This is a genomic window from Clostridium neuense, assembly GCF_045310695.1.
Lineage (GTDB): Bacteria > Bacillota > Clostridia > Clostridiales > Clostridiaceae > Clostridium_S > Clostridium_S neuense.
Map to the genome: position 1 here is coordinate 22123 of NZ_JBJIAA010000005.1, position 23323 is coordinate 45445.

Annotated in this window: 24 protein-coding genes and 1 tRNA gene; 16 read left to right on the forward strand and 9 right to left on the reverse strand. The window is 28.6% G+C overall.

Going from position 1 to position 23323, the window contains the following annotated elements; all coding sequences use genetic code 11:
• The first annotated feature begins 24 nt into the window (after nt 1-24).
• From rpsF to ACJDT4_RS06780, 10 genes are all read left to right on the forward strand, one after another.
• Complete coding sequence (rpsF, locus tag ACJDT4_RS06735) at nt 25-312, forward strand: 30S ribosomal protein S6 (protein WP_406786781.1); 288 nt, start codon at nt 25-27, stop codon at nt 310-312.
• A gap of 18 nt (nt 313-330) precedes the next feature.
• A complete protein-coding gene (locus tag ACJDT4_RS06740; protein WP_406786782.1) occupies nt 331-768 on the forward strand; it encodes a single-stranded DNA-binding protein in 438 nt (145 codons plus the stop codon).
• Between the two features lie 31 nt (nt 769-799).
• Nucleotides 800-1069, forward strand: coding sequence for a 30S ribosomal protein S18 (gene rpsR / locus ACJDT4_RS06745; RefSeq protein WP_406786784.1), 270 nt, complete (start codon nt 800-802; stop codon nt 1067-1069).
• 347 nt (nt 1070-1416) lie between these two features.
• The gene (locus tag ACJDT4_RS06750) at nt 1417-2289 is read left to right on the forward strand and encodes a hypothetical protein (RefSeq protein ID WP_406786785.1); all 873 of its coding nucleotides are present in this window, start codon (nt 1417-1419) and stop codon (nt 2287-2289) included.
• A 117-nt stretch (nt 2290-2406) separates the two neighbouring features.
• On the forward strand, nt 2407-2724 hold the full coding sequence (locus ACJDT4_RS06755) for a MazG-like family protein (protein WP_406786787.1): 318 nt from the start codon (nt 2407-2409) through the stop codon (nt 2722-2724).
• Between the two features lie 17 nt (nt 2725-2741).
• A complete protein-coding gene (locus ACJDT4_RS06760) occupies nt 2742-3734 on the forward strand; it encodes a DUF2232 domain-containing protein (RefSeq protein WP_406786788.1) in 993 nt (330 codons plus the stop codon).
• A gap of 12 nt (nt 3735-3746) precedes the next feature.
• Nucleotides 3747-5729 carry a DHH family phosphoesterase gene (locus ACJDT4_RS06765; RefSeq protein ID WP_406786789.1) on the forward strand — a complete coding sequence of 661 codons (1983 nt, stop codon included), beginning with the start codon at nt 3747-3749 and terminating at the stop codon, nt 5727-5729.
• Nucleotide 5730: 1 nt separating this feature from the next.
• The gene (rplI, locus tag ACJDT4_RS06770) at nt 5731-6177 is read left to right on the forward strand and encodes a 50S ribosomal protein L9 (RefSeq protein WP_406786790.1); all 447 of its coding nucleotides are present in this window, start codon (nt 5731-5733) and stop codon (nt 6175-6177) included.
• A 14-nt stretch (nt 6178-6191) separates the two neighbouring features.
• Nucleotides 6192-8096 carry a Lon family ATP-dependent protease gene (lonC, locus tag ACJDT4_RS06775; RefSeq protein WP_406786791.1) on the forward strand — a complete coding sequence of 635 codons (1905 nt, stop codon included), beginning with the start codon at nt 6192-6194 and terminating at the stop codon, nt 8094-8096.
• A 12-nt stretch (nt 8097-8108) separates the two neighbouring features.
• On the forward strand, nt 8109-9437 hold the full coding sequence (locus ACJDT4_RS06780) for a replicative DNA helicase (protein ID WP_406786792.1): 1329 nt from the start codon (nt 8109-8111) through the stop codon (nt 9435-9437).
• A 206-nt stretch (nt 9438-9643) separates the two neighbouring features.
• Here the strand turns inward: ACJDT4_RS06780 and ACJDT4_RS06785 are convergent, their stop codons facing one another.
• Both ACJDT4_RS06785 and hsp18 read right to left on the reverse strand, forming a co-directional pair.
• Nucleotides 9644-10813, reverse strand: coding sequence for a S53 family peptidase (locus ACJDT4_RS06785; protein ID WP_406786793.1), 1170 nt, complete (start codon nt 10811-10813; stop codon nt 9644-9646).
• 377 nt (nt 10814-11190) lie between these two features.
• Entirely contained in the window at nt 11191-11637 is a 447-nt protein-coding gene (hsp18, locus tag ACJDT4_RS06790; RefSeq protein WP_406786794.1) for a heat shock protein Hsp18, read from the reverse strand.
• A 199-nt stretch (nt 11638-11836) separates the two neighbouring features.
• Between hsp18 and ACJDT4_RS06795 the strand changes: the two genes are divergently transcribed.
• A tRNA-Thr gene (locus tag ACJDT4_RS06795) sits at nt 11837-11909 on the forward strand.
• Between the two features lie 143 nt (nt 11910-12052).
• Here ACJDT4_RS06795 and ACJDT4_RS06800 read toward each other — a convergent pair.
• The 3 genes from ACJDT4_RS06800 to ACJDT4_RS06810 form a co-directional block, all read right to left on the reverse strand.
• Entirely contained in the window at nt 12053-13270 is a 1218-nt protein-coding gene (locus ACJDT4_RS06800) for a tyrosine-type recombinase/integrase (RefSeq protein ID WP_406786796.1), read from the reverse strand.
• A 64-nt stretch (nt 13271-13334) separates the two neighbouring features.
• Nucleotides 13335-13523: a helix-turn-helix domain-containing protein gene (locus ACJDT4_RS06805; protein WP_406786797.1), complete on the reverse strand. Its 189-nt coding sequence runs from the start codon at nt 13521-13523 to the stop codon at nt 13335-13337.
• Between the two features lie 48 nt (nt 13524-13571).
• Entirely contained in the window at nt 13572-15245 is a 1674-nt protein-coding gene (locus ACJDT4_RS06810) for a DEAD/DEAH box helicase family protein (protein WP_406786798.1), read from the reverse strand.
• A 223-nt stretch (nt 15246-15468) separates the two neighbouring features.
• Between ACJDT4_RS06810 and ACJDT4_RS06815 the strand changes: the two genes are divergently transcribed.
• Nucleotides 15469-16989, forward strand: coding sequence for a hypothetical protein (locus tag ACJDT4_RS06815; protein WP_406786799.1), 1521 nt, complete (start codon nt 15469-15471; stop codon nt 16987-16989).
• A 312-nt stretch (nt 16990-17301) separates the two neighbouring features.
• Here the strand turns inward: ACJDT4_RS06815 and ACJDT4_RS06820 are convergent, their stop codons facing one another.
• Both ACJDT4_RS06820 and ACJDT4_RS06825 read right to left on the reverse strand, forming a co-directional pair.
• A complete protein-coding gene (locus ACJDT4_RS06820; protein ID WP_406786800.1) occupies nt 17302-17493 on the reverse strand; it encodes a helix-turn-helix domain-containing protein in 192 nt (63 codons plus the stop codon).
• Between the two features lie 472 nt (nt 17494-17965).
• Entirely contained in the window at nt 17966-18550 is a 585-nt protein-coding gene (locus tag ACJDT4_RS06825) for a hypothetical protein (protein ID WP_406786801.1), read from the reverse strand.
• A gap of 161 nt (nt 18551-18711) precedes the next feature.
• Here ACJDT4_RS06825 and ACJDT4_RS06830 point away from each other — a divergent pair, with 161 nt between their 5' ends.
• Nucleotides 18712-19041, forward strand: a complete 330-nt coding sequence (locus tag ACJDT4_RS06830) for a helix-turn-helix domain-containing protein (RefSeq protein WP_406786802.1) — start codon at nt 18712-18714, stop codon at nt 19039-19041.
• Between the two features lies 1 nt (nt 19042).
• Here ACJDT4_RS06830 and ACJDT4_RS06835 read toward each other — a convergent pair whose 3' ends face one another.
• Both ACJDT4_RS06835 and ACJDT4_RS06840 read right to left on the reverse strand, forming a co-directional pair.
• Nucleotides 19043-19234, reverse strand: coding sequence for a hypothetical protein (locus ACJDT4_RS06835; RefSeq protein ID WP_406786803.1), 192 nt, complete (start codon nt 19232-19234; stop codon nt 19043-19045).
• A gap of 24 nt (nt 19235-19258) precedes the next feature.
• Nucleotides 19259-19783, reverse strand: coding sequence for a JAB domain-containing protein (locus ACJDT4_RS06840; RefSeq protein WP_408918297.1), 525 nt, complete (start codon nt 19781-19783; stop codon nt 19259-19261).
• Nucleotides 19784-20027: 244 nt separating this feature from the next.
• Here ACJDT4_RS06840 and ACJDT4_RS06845 point away from each other — a divergent pair, with 244 nt between their 5' ends.
• The 3 genes from ACJDT4_RS06845 to ACJDT4_RS06855 are packed head-to-tail and all read left to right on the forward strand — an operon-like array spanning nt 20028 to nt 22899.
• Nucleotides 20028-20882 carry a sce7726 family protein gene (locus ACJDT4_RS06845; RefSeq protein ID WP_406786804.1) on the forward strand — a complete coding sequence of 285 codons (855 nt, stop codon included), beginning with the start codon at nt 20028-20030 and terminating at the stop codon, nt 20880-20882.
• Nucleotides 20883-20886: 4 nt separating this feature from the next.
• Nucleotides 20887-21825, forward strand: a complete 939-nt coding sequence (locus tag ACJDT4_RS06850) for a sce7725 family protein (RefSeq protein ID WP_406786805.1) — start codon at nt 20887-20889, stop codon at nt 21823-21825.
• 48 nt (nt 21826-21873) lie between these two features.
• Nucleotides 21874-22899 (forward strand): RES family NAD+ phosphorylase, encoded by a 1026-nt coding sequence (locus ACJDT4_RS06855; protein ID WP_406786806.1) that lies wholly within the window; start codon nt 21874-21876, stop codon nt 22897-22899.
• Nucleotides 22900-23323 lie beyond the last annotated feature (424 nt).

Consider the following 23323-nt stretch of genomic DNA (forward strand, 5'->3'; position numbering starts at 1 on the left):
AGACCATAGGGAGGAGGTGAAATAATGAATAAGTATGAAACTTTATTTATACTTAATCCATCATTAGAAGAAGAGGCTATTAATGCTAATGTAGAAAAATTTAAAGGTATAGTTGAAAATGGTGGTGGAGAAGTAGAAAACGTAGATTTATGGGGCAAGAGAAAACTTGCTTATGAAATAAATAAATTAAACGAAGGTTTTTACGTTTTAATGAACTTTAAATCAGACGCACAATTACCTAAAGAATTAGACAGAGTATTTAGAATTACTGATAACATTGTAAGACACTTAATAATTAACACAGAAAAATAATATTAAGGGTGGTTTTGTATGAACAAGGTTGTCTTAATAGGTAGATTAACTAAAGATCCAGAATTAAGATTTACTCCTGGTAATGGAACGGCTGTTGCTTCATTTACCTTAGCAGTAGATAGACGTTTTAAAAAAGAAGGTCAGCAGGAAGCTGATTTTATTCCTATAGTAGTATGGGGAAAGCAAGCAGAGTCTACAGCTAACTATATGAGCAAAGGCAAACTTATGGGAGTAAGTGGAAGAATACAAACGAGATCTTATGATGCTAAAGATGGTACCAAAAGATATGTAACTGAGGTTGTTGCAGATGAGGTACAATTTTTAGAGTGGGGTAACTCAGGTAATGCTAATGCATCTAATTCAGCACCACAATTTGGTGAAGGAAATGGAAGTGGCCCAGCTCAATTCCCGGATGATAATATCACCCCAATTGATGATGGAGACATTCCTTTTTAGATTTTAATTCTTAAGGTAAGGAGGAAAGAAAATGGGTAGAGATAACGGAAATAAAGAAAGAGATAACAGAAGAGCTGGTGGAAAGAACAGAAGAATGAAGAAAAAAATTTGTGCTTTCTGCATGGAGAAATCTGAATCTATAGATTATAAAGATATAAACAAATTAAGAAAATACGTTACAGAACGTGGTAAGATTCTTCCAAGAAGAATTTCTGGAAATTGCGCAAAACATCAAAGAGAATTGACTATAGCAATTAAGAGAGCAAGAAACATAGCTTTATTACCATTTACAACAGAGTAATTAATCTTTTAGTATAAGAAGAATAGACTATCTTAAATTATAAATTTAGATAGCCTATTTTTTATTTTTGCGTTGATTTATAATTATAGATGAAAAGTGTCAATTATGGAAATTCATTTGTATCATAAAGACCAGAAGATGGCATTTTTGTACAAATAAATTTTAAGTTTCAGGGTGATTTATCTTTAAAATATAGGCAGCTTAGGTGATTTTGGCAAGAGTGTATAACATTGTTCATAGTGAATAAGTTTGCAGTTTGGTTATATTGTTGATTTATATTATGTCAATGTGTTAAAATAAAAAGCAGTAGTTGAAAACAAATTATAATAAATTAGGTGGGATATTTGATGAAAAAGATTTCTTCATTCATTGTAGCAATCATGTTATGCATTTCTATTGTTGGATGTAGTAGTTCAAGCGGAAGTAAGACAAGCAGTAATAAGGGAACCAAGGTTTCTACTGGGGATTCAGATATAATTTCAGTTGTTAATGATAAGATTAAAGCAGTTAACAGTAATAAAATTGATGCTTATATGGATTGTTATGATAGCAGCTCAACTATATATGACAAGATAAAAAGTGATAAAAAGGTATATTTTTCTGATCAATATATTGTAACTTCAGATGTAGTTAAGGCTACAGTACTTAATAAGACAAAGGATAAGGCACAGGTTCAAGTTGTAGAGAAAAATAGTGTTAAAGATAACCCTAAAAATTCTCAAAAGGAAAATGGTCCTGGATTTTTAAATAATAGAATACTTTATGTAGATTATTTGAAGAAAATTGATGGAAAATGGAAAATAGAAAATGAAGAACAAGTAAAAACTGAGTATGAAGATAAAATATTTGATGTTTTATATAAAAATACGCAGGCGGCTAATAATAAGAAGATTGATGATTATATGAGTACATTTGATTCAAGTGATGAAGATGCTTATGAAAAAATCAAGGATACTATGTTAAGTAATTTCAATAAATACGATGTAAAATATACACTATTAGAAGCAACAAGAAGTACAAAGCAGAAGAGTACAGATCAAGATACATCCATATATTTTGAACAAACATGCATAGATACTAAGCATTCTGATTATAGTAATTCAAAAATTGTAGGATATTATCATCTTAGAATTGTAAATGGAGAATGGAAAATATTTAAGATAGAAACAAAGAGCATAACTAAGATAGATGCTCAAGGAAATCCAGTAAAAGGAAAATAGTAGCTTCCCTCTTGCAATAACATTGTGAGAGGGATATTTATTATTTATAGGCCAAGATATGTTGCATAAGTATTTAAAAATAACTAAAATATATGTATGGACTTTGGGGGGATGTAGATGAAAAAAGAAGAATTTAAAATAATGTCTGATATAAAAATAATAGAAAATTTAAAAGCTGATTTGATATGTGTTATAGGAGATTTATTTAAAATTTTAACTAAAGGTGCAAATGCTGCAGAGGATGCAATTTTAGATTGTATTTCTGGGGCAATAATAATATTATATATATTAGGAAATAGACTTGGATATTCCCACATAGAAATAGATGAAAATATGAAAAAAAAATTAAAATTGGGCATAATTGAAGAAGATAGTATAGAAAAGGATGGAAAGGATTTGACAAAACTATATAATCATTTAAAAGAAAGAAATTAGCTTATTGTGGAGGAAAAATGCAGGAAAAAAATTTTAATAAAAAAGGCCTCATAGAAATGGGAAGCTCTGTAGTCATATTATCAATACTTATTTATTTAAGTACATCTGTACCGCTTAATTTGATAATTAATTTTGTTTTACCGTTACCAGCAGTATATGTATATGTAAAGTACGATTTTAAATATTTTGGTGCTCTTCTTTTGGCTGCTTTTATAGTTTGTATGGCGAGTATGGATATGACCAGTGCAATATCGATTTTTATTATAATAGCAGTTATTAGTACTATTCTGGGCTACTGTATAAAGAATAAAGTTAAAACATCTATTACTTTTGCTATTATATCTGTAGTTTATATTGTATTTTGGATAATTTACTTTACAGTGTTAATTAATATTTTTATTGGAATAGATTATTCCACCTTACTTGAGAGTATTTCCAAAATGTTTCAGCATACAATTGATGATGTAAAAACTATTTATCTTAATAATGGTATGAGTCAAAGCCAGATAAATTCGGTCATTGATCCTTTAAAGGATGTGTTTAGCAAAGAAGCTTTGAGAAACTTAATTCCATCATTAATTATTGTTGGTTCTGCTGTGTATGCATATATTGAATGTGCTATAACTATATATTTCTTAAGAAGAATGAAACTACAAGTTCCTAAAATGATACAATTTACTAAGATACACATGCCGAATGTATTGGTTGCATTTGGAATCATTGGTATCTCTATTGGAATTATAATGGATTCTTTTAATATTGGTCCTGGAGATATAATATATACTACAGTAATGATTGTTGGTGATGGAGCACTATTAATATGTGGAATTTCATTAATAGTAAGTGTTTTGAAAAATAGGGTTCATATTAATAATGCATTAATGACTATAATAATTATACTAACTTTAATAATTCCAATAACAGCATATGGATATATATTTTTAGGGTTAGTAGATGCTTTTGTTGATTTTAGAAAGGTTGCATATAATAATAGCATTAATAAGAAATAACGGGTGGTTAATATGGATAATAGGTACAAAAACTTTTATAGCAGTAATAAAGTCTATATGATTATAACTTCAATACTTATAGTATGCTTGATTTTCTATAAGCATTATGTAATTGGAACCATTTCACTTATTATATTTTTAATTCTCCTAGCTTATAATATAAAAAACTTAAGATTAAAAAAGGATGAATGGAGGAAGTTTGTAGAAAGTTTTTCTTCCAATTTAGATAATGCAACAAGAAGTACCCTTATTAAGCTTCCATTTCCACTTATTATTATTAGTGAGAGTGGTAATGTATTATGGCACAACCAAGGAATATCAGATGTAGCTGGGAAAAATATTTTAGGCAGTAATATATCTGAAATTATACAAGAAGAAATTGTAACAAAAATTTTAAGCAAAAAGATTGATAAGTATGAATATATAAAGCTTAATGATAGGTATTATAATATTCATACTAGCATAATAAGTACTTATGAAAATAAAAATGAAAAAATTATGCTTATATATTTTTATGATGTTACAGATAAATATAAACTTAAAGAAGAAATATCTAGGTTAGAATGGTCTGTATTTTTACTAGAGGTTGATAATCTTGATGAAGTTGTAAAAAGTACGCCGGAAGATAAGAAGCCTTTGTTAATAGCTCAAATTGAAAGATATATAAACAGCTATGCACAGAACTTAAATGCTATGTTTAAAAAGTATGCTATGGGAAAATATGTGCTCGTAGTTCAAAATGACAAATTAAAGGATGAAGTTAGAAAGAAATTTGAAATTCTTGATCAAATAAGAGAAATAGATATGGGCAATACTCTTGCAGTAACCTTAAGCATAGGAATAGGAAGTGCAGGGGATACCCCAATTGATAAATATAAATATGCCTCTATAGCTAAAGAACTTGCATTAGGTCGTGGTGGAGATCAGATTGTAATTAAAAATAAAGAAAAGTTATCTTTCTATGGAGGAAAGACAAAAGAAGTTGAAAAGAGAACTAAGGTACGTGCTAGAGTTATAGGTCAGTCACTTGTAGACCTTGTTAGGGAAAGCAGCAATGTTTTAGTAATGGGACATATAAACCCTGATATAGATTGTATAGGCGGAGGAATTGGATTATACAGTGTTTTACGAAACGTCAATGATAAATGCCATATTGTTCTTGATAATGCGAATAGAAGCGTAACCTACATTGTAGAAAAGCTAAAGGCATATGAGGAATACAATAATGCATTTATAAAGAGTGAAGCTGCTATGGAGATTATAGATGAAAAAAGCCTTTTAATATTAGACGACGTAAACAGTAGAAGCTATGTACTAAGTGAAAGGCTTCTTGATAAGGCTAAGAAGATTGTTATAATTGATCACCACAGAAGGTCTGTTAACTACATTGAAAATGCTATTTTAAGTTATGTAGAGCCATATGCATCGTCCACTTCTGAACTTGTAACTGAAATGATTCAGTATATGGACGAAGATTATAATATAAGACCTGTTGAAGCAGAAGCTCTTCTTGCAGGAATTTGTGTAGATACGAAGAACTTTTACTTTAAGACAGGTGTAAGAACATTTGAAGCGGCAGCTTATCTAAGAAAAAATGGAGCTGACACAATAGATGTTAAAAAGCTCTTCTCAAGTGATCTTGAAAGTTATATAAAGAAGTCACAAATAATAGAGTCTGCTAAGATTGTTCATGACAAGGTTGCAATTGCAATATGCCCCAAGGATATACAGGACAATATATTGGCAGCACAGGCAGCAGATGAACTCTTAAATATAACTGGAATTCAAGCATCCTTTGTACTTATTAAAATAAAAAATGAAATATTAATAAGTGGAAGGTCTTTTGGAGATGTGAATGTCCAATTAATACTTGAAGCGCTTGGTGGAGGAGGCCATATTACTATGGCTGGTGCTAAGATAAAATCATCTTCTATAGAGGATGTTCTTATAGATTTAAATGAAGCAATTGATAAATACTTAAGGGAAGGTGAATAAAATGAAAGTAATATTATTGAAAGATATAAAAGGATCAGGAAAAAAGGGAGATGTAATAGAAGCATCTGATGGTTATGCAAGAAACTTCTTGCTTCCTAAAAATTTAGCCAAGGAAGCTAATGCATCTAATGTACACACACTTAATTTGCAAAAAGAAGCTGAAAGAAGAAAAAAAGTAGCAGAAACAGAAGCAGCACAAAAATTAGCAGATGAACTAAAAGGAAAAGTTGTAAAGATTTCAGCTAAAGCAGGAAGTAATGGAAGGCTTTTTGGAGCTATAACAAGTAAAGAAATAGCAGCACAAATAAAGAGTCAATTAAAAACAGATGTAGATAAAAAGAAAATTAATACTGAAACAATAAGGCAGCTTGGTAATTATGAAATAGAGCTTAAATTATATCCCGAAATTTCTACAAAGATAGTTGTAGCTATTTCAGAAGCTAAGTAGAGGGGAGCTAATCAGTGAAATTACAAGAAGATTTAAAGAATATTAAAAAGGATGACATTAAGTCTATTCCGTTAGAAGTTCAGATTGATGTAATAAACGACACAATAAAAAACATTGTGGACGAAAATACTATAAAATCTAGAATTATAAAGTATAAGTTAAATAAACATATAAATTCTAAAGATATAAATAAGAAAATATATGCTTTAAACAAAGTAATAAGTGACAATAAGGGAATAAAAGTAGTGCCATCAACAGATGAAGAATTATATGAGGCTTTTGAAGATACAACAAGATGGGTTATAGAAAGTGTAGCTAAAAGGTATGTTCAAAATAATATAGAAAGTCAAGTTGAAAGTGCTCTTATAGAAAGACAAGATAAGTATCTCGATGAGGTTAGACTTGGAATAATAAGAAAGAAAAAGGGTCCTGAAAATAAGAAAACTTTAAAAAGGTATGAGGATTTAAAAGAGCTTGAACAGGTTAAATTATCTAAAAGTATACAGGCAAGGTTAAGACCTCAAACTTTTTCAGAAATAATAGGACAAGAAAGAGCTGTAAAATCGCTTGTATCAAAATTATCGTCGCCATATCCCCAGCATATTATACTCTATGGGCCTCCTGGAGTTGGAAAGACAACTGCGGCAAGAATAGCACTTGAAGAGGTAAAAAAGCTTAAATATACACCATTTGGTGACAATGCTAAGTTTGTTGAAGTAGATGGTGCAACTTTAAGATGGGATCCTAGAGAAATAACAAATCCACTTTTAGGATCAGTTCACGATCCAATATATCAAGGAAGCAAAAGGGATTTAGCTGAAACTGGTATTCCAGAGCCTAAACTTGGACTTGTTACAGAGGCACATGGTGGAATCTTGTTTATAGATGAAATTGGTGAACTAGATGTAATGCTTCAAAACAAGCTTTTAAAGGTTCTTGAAGATAAAAAGGTGGAGTTTTCATCTTCTTATTATGATCCAGATGATGAGAACATACCTAAATATATAAGATATTTATTTGAAAATGGAGCACCAGCAGATTTTGTTTTGATAGGGGCTACTACAAGGGAACCATCAGAAATTAACCCAGCACTTAGATCAAGATGTACAGAAGTTTATTTTGAACCTCTTTCATCAAGCGATATTAAAAATATAATAATTGAAGCTTCAGATAAGCTTAACGTGAAGCTTGAAGCTGGAGTGGCTGAGCTTATAAGCAGGTACACTATCCAGGGAAGAAGAGCAATAAATATACTTGCAGATACCTATGGCTATGTTCTTTACAGCAAAAAATCTTTACCAACGGATAATATTGAAATTAAAGTGGAAGATGTGGAAACAATAATAGGTATAAGTAGATTAACACCATATGATGAAGAAAAAGCCAAAGAAGAGTATGAAGTTGGTCACGTATACGGACTTGGAGTTAGTGGATTCTTAGGTTCCACTATAGAAATAGAAGCAGCTGCGTTTAAAGCAAAGGAAAAGGGAAAAGGCAGCATAAGATTTAATGAGACAGCAGGAAGTATGGCAAAGGATTCTGTATTCAATGCTGCATCTGTCATAAGAAAATTAACGGATAAGGATATAAAGGACTATGATATACACGTAAATGTAATTGGCGGAGGGAAGATAGATGGACCATCTGCAGGAGCTGCCATTACTATATGCATAATTAGTGCTCTTTTAAATAAACCAGTAAGGCAGGATGTAGCAATGACTGGTGAAATATCCTTAAGGGGAAAAATAAAACCTGTTGGTGGAGTATTTGAAAAAATCTATGGAGCAAGAAGAAAAGGAATAAAGCTTGTTACAGTACCAAAGGAAAATTTTAAGGATGCACCAAAAGACCTTACAGATATACAAGTAAAAAGTGTTTCAACCATAGAGGAGCTTATGGATATAGTTTATAAAAAATAGGAGAGATGAAAAATGGAAACACCTCTTAGAATGATGCCTCAAAACATAGAAGCAGAGCAGTCTGTTTTAGGCTCAATGATTATCGATAAAAATGCAATTGCACAGGCTGTAGAAACTTTAAGAGGAGAAGATTTCTATAGAGAAAATCATAAAATAGTATTTGAAGCTATCTTGAACTTATTTCAAAAGGATATCCCTGTTGATTTAATAACTTTGCTTGAAAATCTTAAATCTACAGAAAGGCTTGAGGCAGCAGGGGGAATAACTTACGTAACTCAGCTAAGAGATGCTGTTCCTTCTACTGCTAACCTTGAGTCCTACATTAAGATTGTAAAGGATAAGTCTATTCTAAGAAAGCTTATAAAATCATCAAGTGAAATAATAGAGGAAAGTTACAATAAGCAGGATGACGTTCCAAAGGTTTTGGATGGAGCAGAAAAGAGAATCTTCGATATAGCGCAGAACAGGGTTAAAAGCGATTTTGAGCCAATGAATGCGGTGCTTGAAAGAGGTTTTGCGGAGATAGAAAGACTTTACAATAATAAGGGTGAGATCACTGGAGTACCATCTGGTTTCCCTGAACTTGATGCAAAGACATCTGGTTTTCAAAAGGGAGATATGGTGCTTATTGCAGCAAGACCATCTATGGGTAAGACTACCTTTGCACTTAATATAGGCGAATATGCGGCACTTAGAGCTGGAAAAAGTGTTGTTATATTTTCTCTGGAAATGTCAAAGGAGCAGCTGGCATATAAGCTTTTATGCTCAGAGGCAAATGTTGATATGTTAAAGCTTAGAACTGGTAATCTAGAGGATCAAGACTGGGATAACATAGCTAAGGCTTCTGGTCCTCTTGCAGGGGCAAATATATATATAGATGATACTGCTGGAATAAGTGTAATGGAAATGCGTTCTAAGTGCAGAAGAATGAAGATAGAACATGGAATAGATCTTATAATAGTTGACTATTTGCAGCTTATGACTGGAAGCGGAGAGAGCAGGCAGCAGGAGGTATCAGAAATATCAAGGTCCTTAAAAGCCATTGCTAAGGAAATGCAGTGTCCTGTTATTGCACTTTCTCAGCTTTCTCGTGCGCCTGAGCAGAGAAATGATCACAGACCTATGTTATCTGACCTTAGAGAATCTGGTTCTATAGAGCAGGATGCTGACCTTGTTATGTTCCTATATAGAGATGAGTATTATAATAAGGAAACTGAGCAAAAGAACGTTGCTGAATGTATAATTGCAAAACAAAGAAATGGTCCTACTGGAACTGTTAACTTGGCATGGATTGGTCAATACAGTAAATTTGGTAGGTTAGATATAATTCATCAAGAATAAAGATTGCGAAGTAACATTATTTTGGAATATTAAACAAAATTAATAAAACTAAGAGGCTAAATCATAAAATTCTAAGAACTTTCAATAATTCTACATTGTTTTAGGCAAATTGAAATTTCTAAGCTTTTTATGATTTAGCCTTTAAGATTTATGGATATGGATTTTTTTATGTTCCTTCAGCAGTATTACTTAGCAATTTTTTATGTTTAGCGGTTGCTGTCAAAATAATTTATAAGCTTGTCTACTTTTGGACTTCCTATTCCTGTTACGAGATCATAACCAGATTGGGCAGTATAGTCGCCGTTGCTTCCACTAGTTATATCATGATAGTCAGTATTATAGCCTGAGCTTGTAGCAGCATAAAGATCTGTTAAGAAGTCATAGCTATCAAGAGCTTGTCCAAGACTTTGATCAATTAATGCTACAACACCAGCTAAACTTGGAGAACTAAGGCTTGTACCACCAACTTGGAACCAACCAGTTCGTCCTTCTTCTGGTGTAGTGTCATAAACAGCTGCTCCAGTATTAGGATCAGATACCCATGATATATCAGGGTTTCCGCGGTAATCTCCTACTACACTAGATACACTGTTTTGATAATCAGGTGCGGATACATAGGAACTTAAACCACCACCAGAGCCTGACCAACCAGTTTCACTTTCATATGTTCCAGTTGAATCTAGATTTAGTGTTGTTCCTCCAGCAGAGACAACATAAGGAGATGATGCTGGCCATTCTACTCCTGAGCCGTTATCACCTGAGGAAGCTAAGTAAGTTATACCTGAGTGATTAAAATATGAATCATAATTATTTTGGTCATATGACTCTGAACCACCCCAACTATTTGATACAACTTCGGCCCCATGAGAAGTTGCATAATTAATAGCATTCATTAGATAAGTATCGGAAGGAGATTTTGCAACTACTAAAAGAATTTTAGCACCTGGAGCAATTGCATGAGCCCATTCAACGTCCATAGAGGTTTCAAGTGCCCATCCGCCGTCAGTTTTTGTAGGTTTTCCATTTGGATAAGCGATAGTTAAGCTTGCAGCTGGAAGACCAAATTTTGATGAAAACGCGTTTAAATCGCTTTGCATGGTTGGACTTCCGTATGCATCTACAATAGCTATTGTTTCTCCAGCTCCTGTATCGGAAACATTGCTTACACCATAAGCCTTTCTGATTTGATTAGGTGTGTAACCAACAGGTCCCGAGGCTGAAGACCTCTTAACCTTAATTGTTGTTCTGCCGTCCCAATGTGTGTGTGGTTTTGAATTAGCTAGGTTATTGGTTGAACTAGCAAAAGCACTTTCAGGCAATAGTAGTGTGGAAGAAATAAGCCCCAACAAGAGAAGTCTTTTTAATGATTTGTTCATGATAAATCCCCCTTTTTTATATTATTGAGCAAATGAACTTATGTCTAGTACAATATTTTAAAATGCACTGATAAGTAATATAGAACATTTAACTTACTTATTATTACAAATAGTTAAAATACTGTATTTAAGTGGATTATATCATTATATTACATAAATGGCAATATATTTAATAAAAATTATTTTAAGTAAATAAAATATCATTAAAAAAATAGCATGAATTATATAAAACTTATTATTTACAAAAACGTTATGTAATAAAAAGAACCTGTGGATAATTCACAGGTTCTTTTTATAAAATTTATTCACAATCATAACTATAAAAAGTTATTAACTGTGGATAAAGAAATAAAAAAAATAGGGTTTGTGGATAAACTTTAGTGAATATCAAATCTTTTTTTGTTATTCACAGTTTTATCTTTTTTAGGTATAGAGATATTAAGAACTCCATCCTTAAAAGATGCATTTACTGAATTTTCATCCACATTATCTATATAAAAAGTTCTTTTAAATTCTCCATGGCTTCTTTCCTTTTTTACGTAACTTGAAGTTTTGTCTTCGGTTGCGTTATTTCTTTTAGCTGATATAGTTAAGTAATTGTTTTGATATTCAAGGGTAATATCTTCTTTTTTTATTCCAGGAAGGTCAGCTTCTACGGTATATTGATTTTCGTCTTCTTTTACATCTACATTAAAATTATTATTTTTAAATATTACTGGCTCAAATGTATCATCTGAAAAGAAGCTTTGGAAAAACTTATTAAAATAGTCTTCATTTCTTTGGATGTTACCATTATATTTTCTGTAAGGAACCATACCGAACATGATATCAGCCTCCTAAAATAATTTTTTGAATTTAAGTATCAGCAGTAAAGCTGGAGAAAAGAACTATTACGAAATTTATTTTTTCCTATTGCTATAAAAATATTTAAGTAGATTAGAGGAATTTTGGTTAAATGTAACTTTATAGTTAAAAGCAGTTGTAGGAATTTAATTATTGTAGTAAAATATTATATGTTAGTTTGCTCCTGTAGCGCAGTTGGTAGCGCAGCTGATTCGTAATCAGTTGGCCGTAGGTTCAAATCCTATCTGGAGCACTATAAATACCAATGGTTTTAGGAACTTTATATTTAAAAATAATTATAAATACACCTAAATATACACCTATTGGTGAAAAGATAAAGAGTTTTATAAAAAATTAAGGCATGTGTAATCTAGTATTATACATACCTTGATTTTTTTATTTTAATAGTTTTAGTTGATTATCTAATAGTGAATTCATTTTTTCAGCGGCTTCTTTATGTTTTTCTTCTGATGAATGGACATATATATCCATAGTTGTTTTAATAGAGCTATGTCCCATAAGTGATTGAATAGTCTTAGGGTCTACATTTAAATCATTTAATCTGCTTCCATAAACGTGCCTTAGAGTATGAAATGTAACTCCTTTGGTATTGATACCAGATCGTTTTAATATTCTTTTATAAACGCGCATAAGACTACTAATATCAATTGGGTTTCCTAACTCAGTACAAAATACTAAATTTTTGTCATTGTATGAACTTCCTAATTTCAGTTTTTCTTTATTCTGCCTTATTTTATGTTGAAGTAACTCATTTATAACTAATTTAGGAACATCTATAATTCTATTACTAGAAGCACTTTTTGGTGTTTTAAATATAATTTCTGTTTTGTTTTTTGATGGGTCAAAGTTTTTTACTCTTTTCATTGTCTCATCAATTTTTATTTTGTTTTGTTCAAAATCTATATCATTCCATTTTAAAGCTAATATTTCACCTTCACGAGCACCACAATTTGGAGCTAATATAAACAATGCTCTTAATCTTTCATTACCTATGGCAGCAGTAAATTTTTTTTGCTCTTCAAGGGATAAAACTCTCATCTCTTTTTTAATTAATTTTGGTGGAGTTGTTGCGTCAGCAACATTTTTTATAAGCAAACCATTTTTTATTGCTTGAGATAAGGCTTGTCTCATAATTATATGAATATATTTAACACTTCTTTTAGATAAACCACCTTGTCCATCCATTCTTCCTGATTTCAGTTTATTATTATAAAGTTTTTGCAAATCATCAGCATTTAGTTTTAAGAGTTGCTTTTTTCCAAGCAGGGGTAAAATGTGAATTCGTATTATATATTCATAGCTTTCAAAAGTTGTTCTTTGCAATTTCATTTTTTTATATTCCCATAACCACGTGTGAAGCCATTGTCCTACTGTTATTTTTGATGGTTCTATGTAATCTCCATTTTGGATTTGAGATAAAGCTTTTAGTTTTTTCTCACGTACCTCTTTTTCGGATTTTCCGTAAAACCATTGTTTTTTCTGTTTACCAGTTAGCGAATCTTTGCCTATAGTAATTGAAGCGCGCCATTTTCCATCTTTAGTTTTAAATATTGAACCTTCGCCACTTGAAGCTTTTTTCTTTATTCTTGACATAATATCATCCTTTCTTAAGTTATTAAAATGCTTGATTTTAATAGTAAAATCAAGCATTTTATAATTAATTATTGTTTTTTAAATTATTATTAATGTAATTTATCAAGTCTGACTTTTGTACCCTTTTAGATTTGCCAATGTAAATGCAAGGAAAATTTTTTTCATTAAATAAATTGTAAGCATTGACTCTACAAATTTTTAAGAATGATGCAACTTCCTTTACAGTAAGTACTTCATCATCAGAGAATGTCATAACAAGTACCTCCTCATAGATATAATATATAAATTAAATGTAACAAATTTACATCTTACATAAAGTGAATGCGTTGTTCTTAATAGTTATTTTATAAGGTAAATCATATTTTTCAAGTAATTTACGCATTTTTGTTTCCTTATAAACTCGATCACTTCTATCACCCGATTGTTTCCCATAGGTTGCAACAAATAATTCTTTAAAATTGATTTGAAAGTTTTCAAGTGCTTTATCTGATAATGGTATATTGCAATTAGAATTAAGAAATTCAATTAACTTTCTTTTGTTTTTATCAGAATCTATATAGTCGATCCAAAGCTTTGGATTATAAGTTTTTTCTAAGCTTAACCAAGCAAGTTGTTCAAGAATAAAAGCTTGTTTACCAATTAAGATGAAGTTACTAATTAAGTTTTCATAGAAGTTTTTTAAAAAATATAATTTTTTTTCAGCAAACTCATTAATTTTTGGTTCTAAGTTTTTATTAAAATATATAAGTCCACTTATTAATTCTGAATTTCTAAAATATTGATTTAGAAAAAGCGAAGGATTGTCTTTTAATAAGCATATAGCTTCAATTTGTTTATTAATTCCAGATAACTTATTTCTTATTGTTTTTACGTTGTTACCATAAAGATAAAGATTGATACTTTCATCATTTATCACACGTTTTCTGCCAAGCATTTGAATAAATTCAGTTTTATCATATGCGAATATAACAATATTTTTCAAAAGAGGGTCTTTGAAATTAATACCATTATCCATAACACTTGTAGATACTAATACTTTACATGTAAATTTTTCTGTAGTAACAACTTGAGAATATATTTTGCCATCTTCATATTTTGAATTTTTGGATTCAGATGTGATAAAAGTAGAGTTTTTCCCAATGTTATTTACAAAATTCTCACCATCTTGTTTATTGGTAACAAAAATGAGCCATTTAAAATTTGAATTATCATTTTTTATTAATTCTAAAAGTGTATCTTTATTATTAAAATATTTTGGAGAGATGTAATTATAATTTCTTTGAAAATTATAATATAAAACTGTTTTTGGATAAAAAAAACTTTCAATTGGATGATTTATGTAATATATTTTATTAATACTGCTTAGTCCAAGTGCCTTTTCTTTTTGTATAATTATTTTAAAAATTTCATCAGGTGTTGCAGTCATAAATATTCGTATTGAGTTTTTGAATACAGATAAACTTTTATACAATGTTTTTCCAGTACCATTATTGAAAAGAGAATCGCTTTCAAAGTAGTGGCACTCATCAAAAACTACAAAATCAAATTTTTCTAGTTTTTTTGACTCACAATAATTATATAAGTATTTTTCTAATTTTTGATATGTGACTATTCTAACATTTTTAAATGTTTCAAGTTCATCTAGGCCCTTAGGGGTAAAATTTTCTAGAATGTATTCGCATCCAACAATTGAGGATACTCTTTTTTTTTGCTGACGATTGTTGGCAGTTCTATTGCTAATAATCAAAATTTTTTTATTGTTTTCAACGCAATGCTTTATAATTATAGTTTCTATAAATGTGTTTTTTCCCATTCCTGTTTGTGCTGAAATAAGTACTGGATTTTGGCTTTTCCAATATAGGTAATCCTCTCCAATACCATCACTAACATATTTAGATATTAATTTTTTTTCTGTAACTATGGAATCTTCAATAAAGTTATATGGCTCATTAATTAATTCGACTTTTAATTCCAAGGTTAAATTCACCTCCAATACTTACTTAAAAAATATAGACAGTATCACTTCCTTTTAGTATAAATTGAAAATTATAAAACTAATTTCTTGTTAAATATCAACGTTAATTTATCATAAAAATTGTGAAGTGTATAAAATAGGAAAAAAATTACATAAATTTGACACTTTTTAAATTTATAAGGTATAATAAAAGTTTAAATAATGAAAGATGAGGTAATATATTATGAAGTTTTATGATATGATTTTAGAATTTGATGATATTGCTGATGAATTACCAAAAGATATTTTGGTAAAGTTAGGTGATATTCATATATCTAATAGTGATATTATAAATGATAATAGGTTATGTTTTGTTGATAATCTTTGGAATAAAACTAAAGACATATGTAAAAAACGTATTGAAATTGATAGAATTCAAAATTGGGGCATAGAAACAAACGAAATACTTGAAGATATTAAGTTTCATATTATTTTTAATATATATTTATCTATTATAGAACGAGAAGTAAAGGGAAAAACTATAGAAAAAGTTGCAGATGAATATTATGAAAATATATGTATGCTAGAAAAAGAGGAACCTAAAAAGGTTGAGGAGCTTATTATTGATAAATTCAAAGAATGGTTATTTTTTATGAATATTGGCGATTATTCTGATGGTATGATGGATTCAGATTTATATTATTGTTTTTGGGAAGAATTTATTAATAGGAATAAAAAAAATAGTGATATATTAATATATGCTGATTCACTTATTTTTGCTAGTGTGATTAAGAATTGGGACGAGTGTCCGTATAATGGTGAGCATAAGTTTGGAATTGATTTTAAAAAATTGTATAAGTTTTATAATAAGTTAGAAGATATAATAAGAAAAACAGATGATGAAGTTGAAAAGGTTATAAGGGCATATTCATTAGAAAGGCTTTTTAGTATTTCATTTATATCAGAATTAACCGACCATATGAGTGAATTAGTGAAGCAAGGAGTTAAAAAACATGAAGATAAAATAGAGGAATATAAGGAGAATAATAAAGAAAATATAAATGAAAATATAAATGAAAATATAAATGAAAATGGAGTTAAAGGAAAACTTAGTGATAAGGCTAAAAAACGAATATTAAATAAAAATATAAATGATACATTTTCATGTTTAAATCAATATAATTCTTATTTAGCAAGTTTACTGCTAATTTTGTCTAAAATTGCATCTATTCCTATGGTCTTCTCTAGAAGCAAATATATTAAAAAAATAAGTGCAGCATGTGAAAAAAATAATAATATAATTAATAAAGATTTAAAATTAGAATGTGATCTTTATTATCTTAATTATTATATAATTCCATTATTAGGAAGAGTTTTTTATTATATTTTATTTGCTTATGTTAATAAATATAAGATTAACATTAAGGATATTTTACAAAATTATATTAAACAAAATTTTGAGACCTATGATTATAGAAAATTTAGTTTAGGGAATAGAAAAAGCTTTGAAAAAAAACTTGGAGAGGCATTTCAAATTAATATAACTCAGATTATTTATAATTATAATCAAGGAAGGATTGATTTTAAAAACGGTTGGGAAAATATAATTAATATAGTAAAAGAACTGGATCATGATTCTAGTAATCTAATACATAATAATTGTAAATACGATTTTCGAGGATATAATTTGGGTTTTCCACAAAATACAATATACTCTATATATAAAAATAATAAAAATAATAAAGATAATATAAATAAGGGATAGGGGTATTAGGGGGAAGGGATAAGACGAAAAATCCTATGGATTTTCCGTCTATCTATCCCTTCCCCCTAAAAAAGTAAAGGCTATCGCCTTTACTTTTAGATATTACTTATATGTTAGTGCATTAAAAAATAAATAATGACTTTTAATTATTAATAAAGACAAAATGACTTAAATAAATTTTTATAAAGTTCCTTCATTTATACAAAGTTAAGCACATCTTATATAGGATTGTGACAATTCCATTTGACATGACAAATCAAATATATACTACAAGTAAGCGATAAGAAATGGCTAAAAATTATTACCGTATATTCATTGAGTAGTTAATCCACTTTTTTTTAATATATATTTTTCTATTGACAGTTTAGGAATCTTCCATATGCGCCCTGTCTTGAAGGCATTAATTTCACCACTATTTAATATTTCATAAGCAGTATTTTTTCCTATTGATAATATCTCACACAGTTCATCTACATTTATTAAGTCACTATATTCATTAAACAAAATTTTCTACCTCCTCTATAAATTATGATTATATTTATGTTGATTATTTAAATATTCACAGAATAAGCAGTTAATGGAAAAATAACTAAATATATATTATATAAATGTATATACATGTTGTGAATGCATCACAAACATTCATGAGGAACGTACAAAATATATTTTTTTAAAGTTAGACAAAAAATAATACAAAACTTTAAATATATTATATTATAGTTTTGTATTATATGTATAATAATGATTTGATGTTTAAACTTTTAGAATTTTCTTAGCAGCTTTGCTATAATCCAAACAGGGACTATAATCCAACCTAAGAATAAAGCAATGAATACTTTAGTAAAAAAGTAGTTACTTAAAGTTCCAAAATAGAAAAAGCCTAATCTTCGTTGTAAAGATGTAAGGCAGCAATAAGCGATAATTATATATAAAATAATAATTTTTTTTACCCCCTTTGAATTAACTTAGAGTAGTTTTATTTTTTATATTTATCATTAGGTGTACCGGATACAGTATCATTGCTTGTGTTAGGATCACCAACAATAGAGCTATTAAATTTTTTGCCATATTCATCATAAATGGTATCTAGAATTGTTTTTGCTTCATATGCATCTTTTGCTATACGATTTTTAGATTTAATAAATACAACACTAAATTTATTGCTTTTTTCAACTGAAAATTGAATGGTTAATGGTGTATCAGTACTATCCTTTACATCAAGTTCAACTATATTTTTACCTTTTGATTCAAATGAATCCCATTTGCATTTTGAAAACATCTTATCAAATACTGTTTCTATAGAAACTGATTTATAGTTGCCAAGATACCCTGTTTTAACTACATTAATAAAACTATTAGATTTAGCATTATCACTATTATTGTTATTACTAGGTTTAGAACTAAAAGAGTTTATTGCAGAAATAAATATTATGAATATAACTGCAATTATCATAATGATTTTTAATTTTGACTTTTTATTTTTGGCACCACAGTATGGACAAATTTTTGCTGATTTAGCTATTTCTTTTGAACATATTTTGCATAATTTCATTTTTGACATTGTATCACTCCTTATAAAATAATGTGAATAAATTATGAAAGTTTTACCTTCATGTAAAATTTTATACCTGAAAGATACTAATAGTCAATATAAATAACACTAATAGTATATTACGAAATCTTTACTTTACATATACATTAATAAGTGGAGGTTGATAATATATGAATTACACAGCTTTAGGTAAAAGAATTAGGGAAGAAAGGTTAAAATTAAATTTAACACAAGAGCAGCTTGCGGAAAGTATTGATGTAAGTAATTCGTATATTGGACTAATAGAAAGAGGGGAAAGAAGTGTCACCCTTGAAACCTTAGTTAAAATAGCAAAACGATTAGGTGTAACTGTTGATTACCTTTTAAAAGAATCAATAGAACTAGAAAATGATAATTTTATAGATCAGTTAAAACAATTGCTTGATGGTAGAAATACTAATCAAAAACAAATGGCATTAGATATTTTAAAGGTAATGTTTTCACATTTAGATGAAAAGTAAATCAGAGTCCTTTGTTCTGAATATTTCTTATATCATGTACAAAATGTATATCATAAATTAGCTTATTTACTGAATAACTTATAAATTGTTCTAAGGATAATGAAAGTTCATTACATATAGTGTTTACTTCTGATATAAGCTCAATATTATTTATAGTTATATTAATGGTTACAGATGTTTTGATATCATTCATTTTATATACCTCTCCAATTATTTTTTATAGCGTTCCATTTTCTTTTAAGCTACAGTATTTACCTTTCGATCCAATTATAATATGATCAAGTAATTCTATTCCGATTAACTTGCCTGCTTCTTTTAATCTTTTAGTAATAGTTATATCTTCTTGGGAAGGTTCAGTATTTCCAGAAGGATGGTTATGAAATATCAATATACTTGCGGCATTTGATAATATGGCTGCTTTAAATACTTCTCTTGGATGCACTATAGAGCTGTTTAATGATCCAATACTTACTATATTAATAGATATAGGTTGATTTTTTGTATCCATGCAGCAAGCAATTAACTTTTCCCTATCGGCATCTTCAAGAAAATATTTTCCTAAGTTTACTGCGTCTGAAGGTGAAAGTATTTTTCTTGTATTATATAAAATACTACCTTCTCTTATCATTTTTATTGATACTATACTTATTCTTTTTGCAGGAGTAGGGCTGGTTTTATTACACACCTCCATTACCATTTGATGTCCTGTTTGTTTTCCTATACAATATAGTGATTTTGACATGTTTTAATCATTCCTTTCAAATATATTTAATAATTTTATTGGTATTCAAGGATATAATATATATTTGAAATTTTTAAAAAAGACGATTAATTCTAAGATATGGATAAGTAATAGAGAATTAATTATTCTCTAGCTAGCTGAATATAACTTTTATTTTTAGTTTAATAACGAAAGTAATTGGGATATAATATATTATAGTATAATTTAAATAAATTTTATTATAAAAGTACGGGTTGGTGATAAAATGGAATATGAGAATAATCTGATTTTAAAGAGATTATTTACCAAGAATACCATAAATGATCTTGTAAAAAACAGAAAAAATGATACATTCACATATGCTATTAATCGCTATCTGAATGAAACTAAAGCTCAAAAATATAATGATTTAATTTCTAAAATATATAAATTATCAGGAAAGCAATACAGAATGGAATATTTCTATAAAAATACGTTGTTAAACAAGTTGTTATTGGGAAAGCATAGTTTGAAAACTACGACTGCATTAACAGAGTTAGCTATAGGTAAATCTAAAGCTGATTTTGTAATGATTAATGGAAAAGGTATTGTTTATGAAATAAAGACTGAATTAGATACGTTGGAAAGGCTTGAAAATCAGATACAAGATTATTATAAAGTTTTTAAATATGTATGTGTTGTTACATGTGAAGAGCATTATGAAAAATTAAGAAAAAAATTATTAAATACAAAAGTAGGAATTTATGTTTTAACTAAGAGAAATACAATTAGTGTAAAAAAAGAACCAGAAGAGGAAGAATCTTTTTTAGATAAAAAAGTGATTTTTAAAGTATTAAGAAAGAAAGAATATGAGAAAATTATTTTCAATAATATTGGATACTTGCCTAAAACCTCTCAATTTAAATACTATAGTGAATGCTACAAATTATTTGATGAGATAAGTATAGAAGTTATACATAAAAGTATGCTAAATGAATTAAAAAAGAGAATAAATATTGATATTCAAGATTATAAAAATTATGTGCCTTATGAATTAAAATTTTTAATTTATTTCTCACAATATAAAAAGAAAGACTATGAAAATCTAAAAATATTTTTACAAAGTGAATTTGGGGGATGAATTTATGTATTTACCATATTTAAGAGGAAGACAGTTTGAATTACTTGCGCTAAGAGAGCTTTTAGAAAAGAAACTAATTGGCAATAAAATCATACCTATTATTGAGCCTATAAAACCTACATCAACACTAGTAAAGACACTTAAATTATATACAGTAAACAAAAGAAATTTAGCAATAATTATGAATCCTAAAGTTGGTAAGTTTATATCAGATTTAAGGAAGATGCAAGAAGATGATAAAGATAATAATATTGTGAAATTGTTATCTGATAGTATGAAGAAAGAAAATGCTATTAAAGCATATATTATGACAGGTAAAATATCACAAAAAATAAAATATAAAGAGGGTAAGAATAAATTTATTATAATAAATTATGATAGGGATGCCATAGATTACTATTTGGATGTGTATAGCGATGTATTTCCAATGTTTACATTGATTCCAGATGATAGAATTTTTAAGAGAAGTGTAGGAAATGGCAAAGTATTATTTTCAGATAGATATAAAAAGCGAGAAAGAAATGTAGATTATATAAAAGAAGAAGATGAATTTTTTTCAGACGATCATTTGTTCTTTAGTGAGGAGGGATATAAGGGATTTTCTGATTATTCAGTAGTAGGACAAGAATTTAATGATTCAGGATTTGCACCTTTAGCTGTTGCTATTCACATAGTTTATTTTGATAATAAAAAAAATTTAAGAATAAGGCATTTTGTATCAGATTCTAATGAAGATATTAAAGATCCAGCAGGAAAGTTTGGAGAGGCCCTGAGAAAATTAGTTTTGTGGGTAGATGATAATAATATTCCTTTAACAGAAGCATTAAAGCAGTTTAAGGAGCTTTATTATACGGGTAAGTATCCAGGATTGGGCACAGTAAAAAAATTATCAATAATGCATCATATTGAATTGGTAAATAAATATTTAGAGGGAGAAATATAAGCTATGATATGCTGTATTGAGTGTTTTAAGGACTCGGAGTTAAAGTCAATGATTTCTTCTTCTGGGAAAAAAGGAAATTGTGAAATTTGTGGGGCTAAAGATGTATATACTTATGATACCGAAAGAGATAACTATTTAACGGAATATTTAGATGAATTATTAGATGTGTATACTTGTAAAGAAAGACTACCATATGGTTATCCAGAAAAATTATTGAGTAATCTTGGTAAGGAGCTTATTGAAAGATGGAGCTTGTTTAATATACCAGAAGAAAGTGTAAGAGAATTAATTATAAATATATGCAAAGAAAAATATGATTTAGAATCAAAATTATTTACTGAGCCTGTAGGTATATTAGAATTATATGATAAGGACTATTTAGAGAAAAATTGTATATTAAAAACTTATCAATGGGAAGATTTTAAATATACAATAACTAATGTAAATAGATTTCATTCAAGCCATATTAATACGGAAGTCTTAAGCAAATTATTTAGCAATATGTATTTAGAATATAAAAAGGGAACTATATTATATAGGGCAAGAATTTCTGATGAAAATGGATATGAATCAAAAGATATGGGGGCACCTCCTCCTAGATTAACATCTGCAGGACGAGCAAATTCAGAAGGAATATGTTGTTTATATTTGTCTGATAATATTAATACAACAATTCATGAAATAAGAGCACGTGACTTAGATTATATATCAATAGGAAGCTTTGAACTTAAAAAAAATATTAAAGTAGTTGATTTAGGTTCATTGGAAAGCTTTAGCCCATTTTCAACTGAATATGCGCTTACATGGGTAGCGGTAAATATAGAACATTTGAAGAAGATTGGAAGAGAAATAGCCAAGCCTCTTAGAAGACAGGATAGTATTTTGGATTATTTGCCAACTCAATATATAAGTGATTTTGTTAAACATTTGGGATATGATGGAATAAAGTATAAAAGTACTCTTAGCTCGGATGGAAATAATTTTGCTATTTTTAGTGAAAAGAATTTTAAGTGCAATAAAGTTGAAGTGTATCATATAAAAGAATTGGAATATCATAAGAAAAAGGTAAAATAAGTTTAATTTAATAAGTTAAAGTATAATTATATAGATGAGTGGATTTAAAGCTACTAAATTAGGATTAATAGCTTTACCACTCACTTTTATATGGATTTATATGGAGTTTTAGAACATTTTTCAATATGATGACCATTATGGTTAAGAGATATTATTGCAAAATGTTAAAAAAGCTTCAACCTCTTCTCCGATTGTATCAAAATCATCCATAGTAAATATCACCTACTTTCAATATAATTAATATTAAATTCTATAATATTTTTTTAATTCCTTTTTTATGGTGGTGAAATTTACAAATAAGGATAAATTTTATGATATATATAATTGTAAAGATCGTAACAGAAATAAATTTTATTATATAAACAACAAGAAAATGTTTTAAAATAGTATTTTTGTAAATAATAGTAGATATAAAACGGCAAAG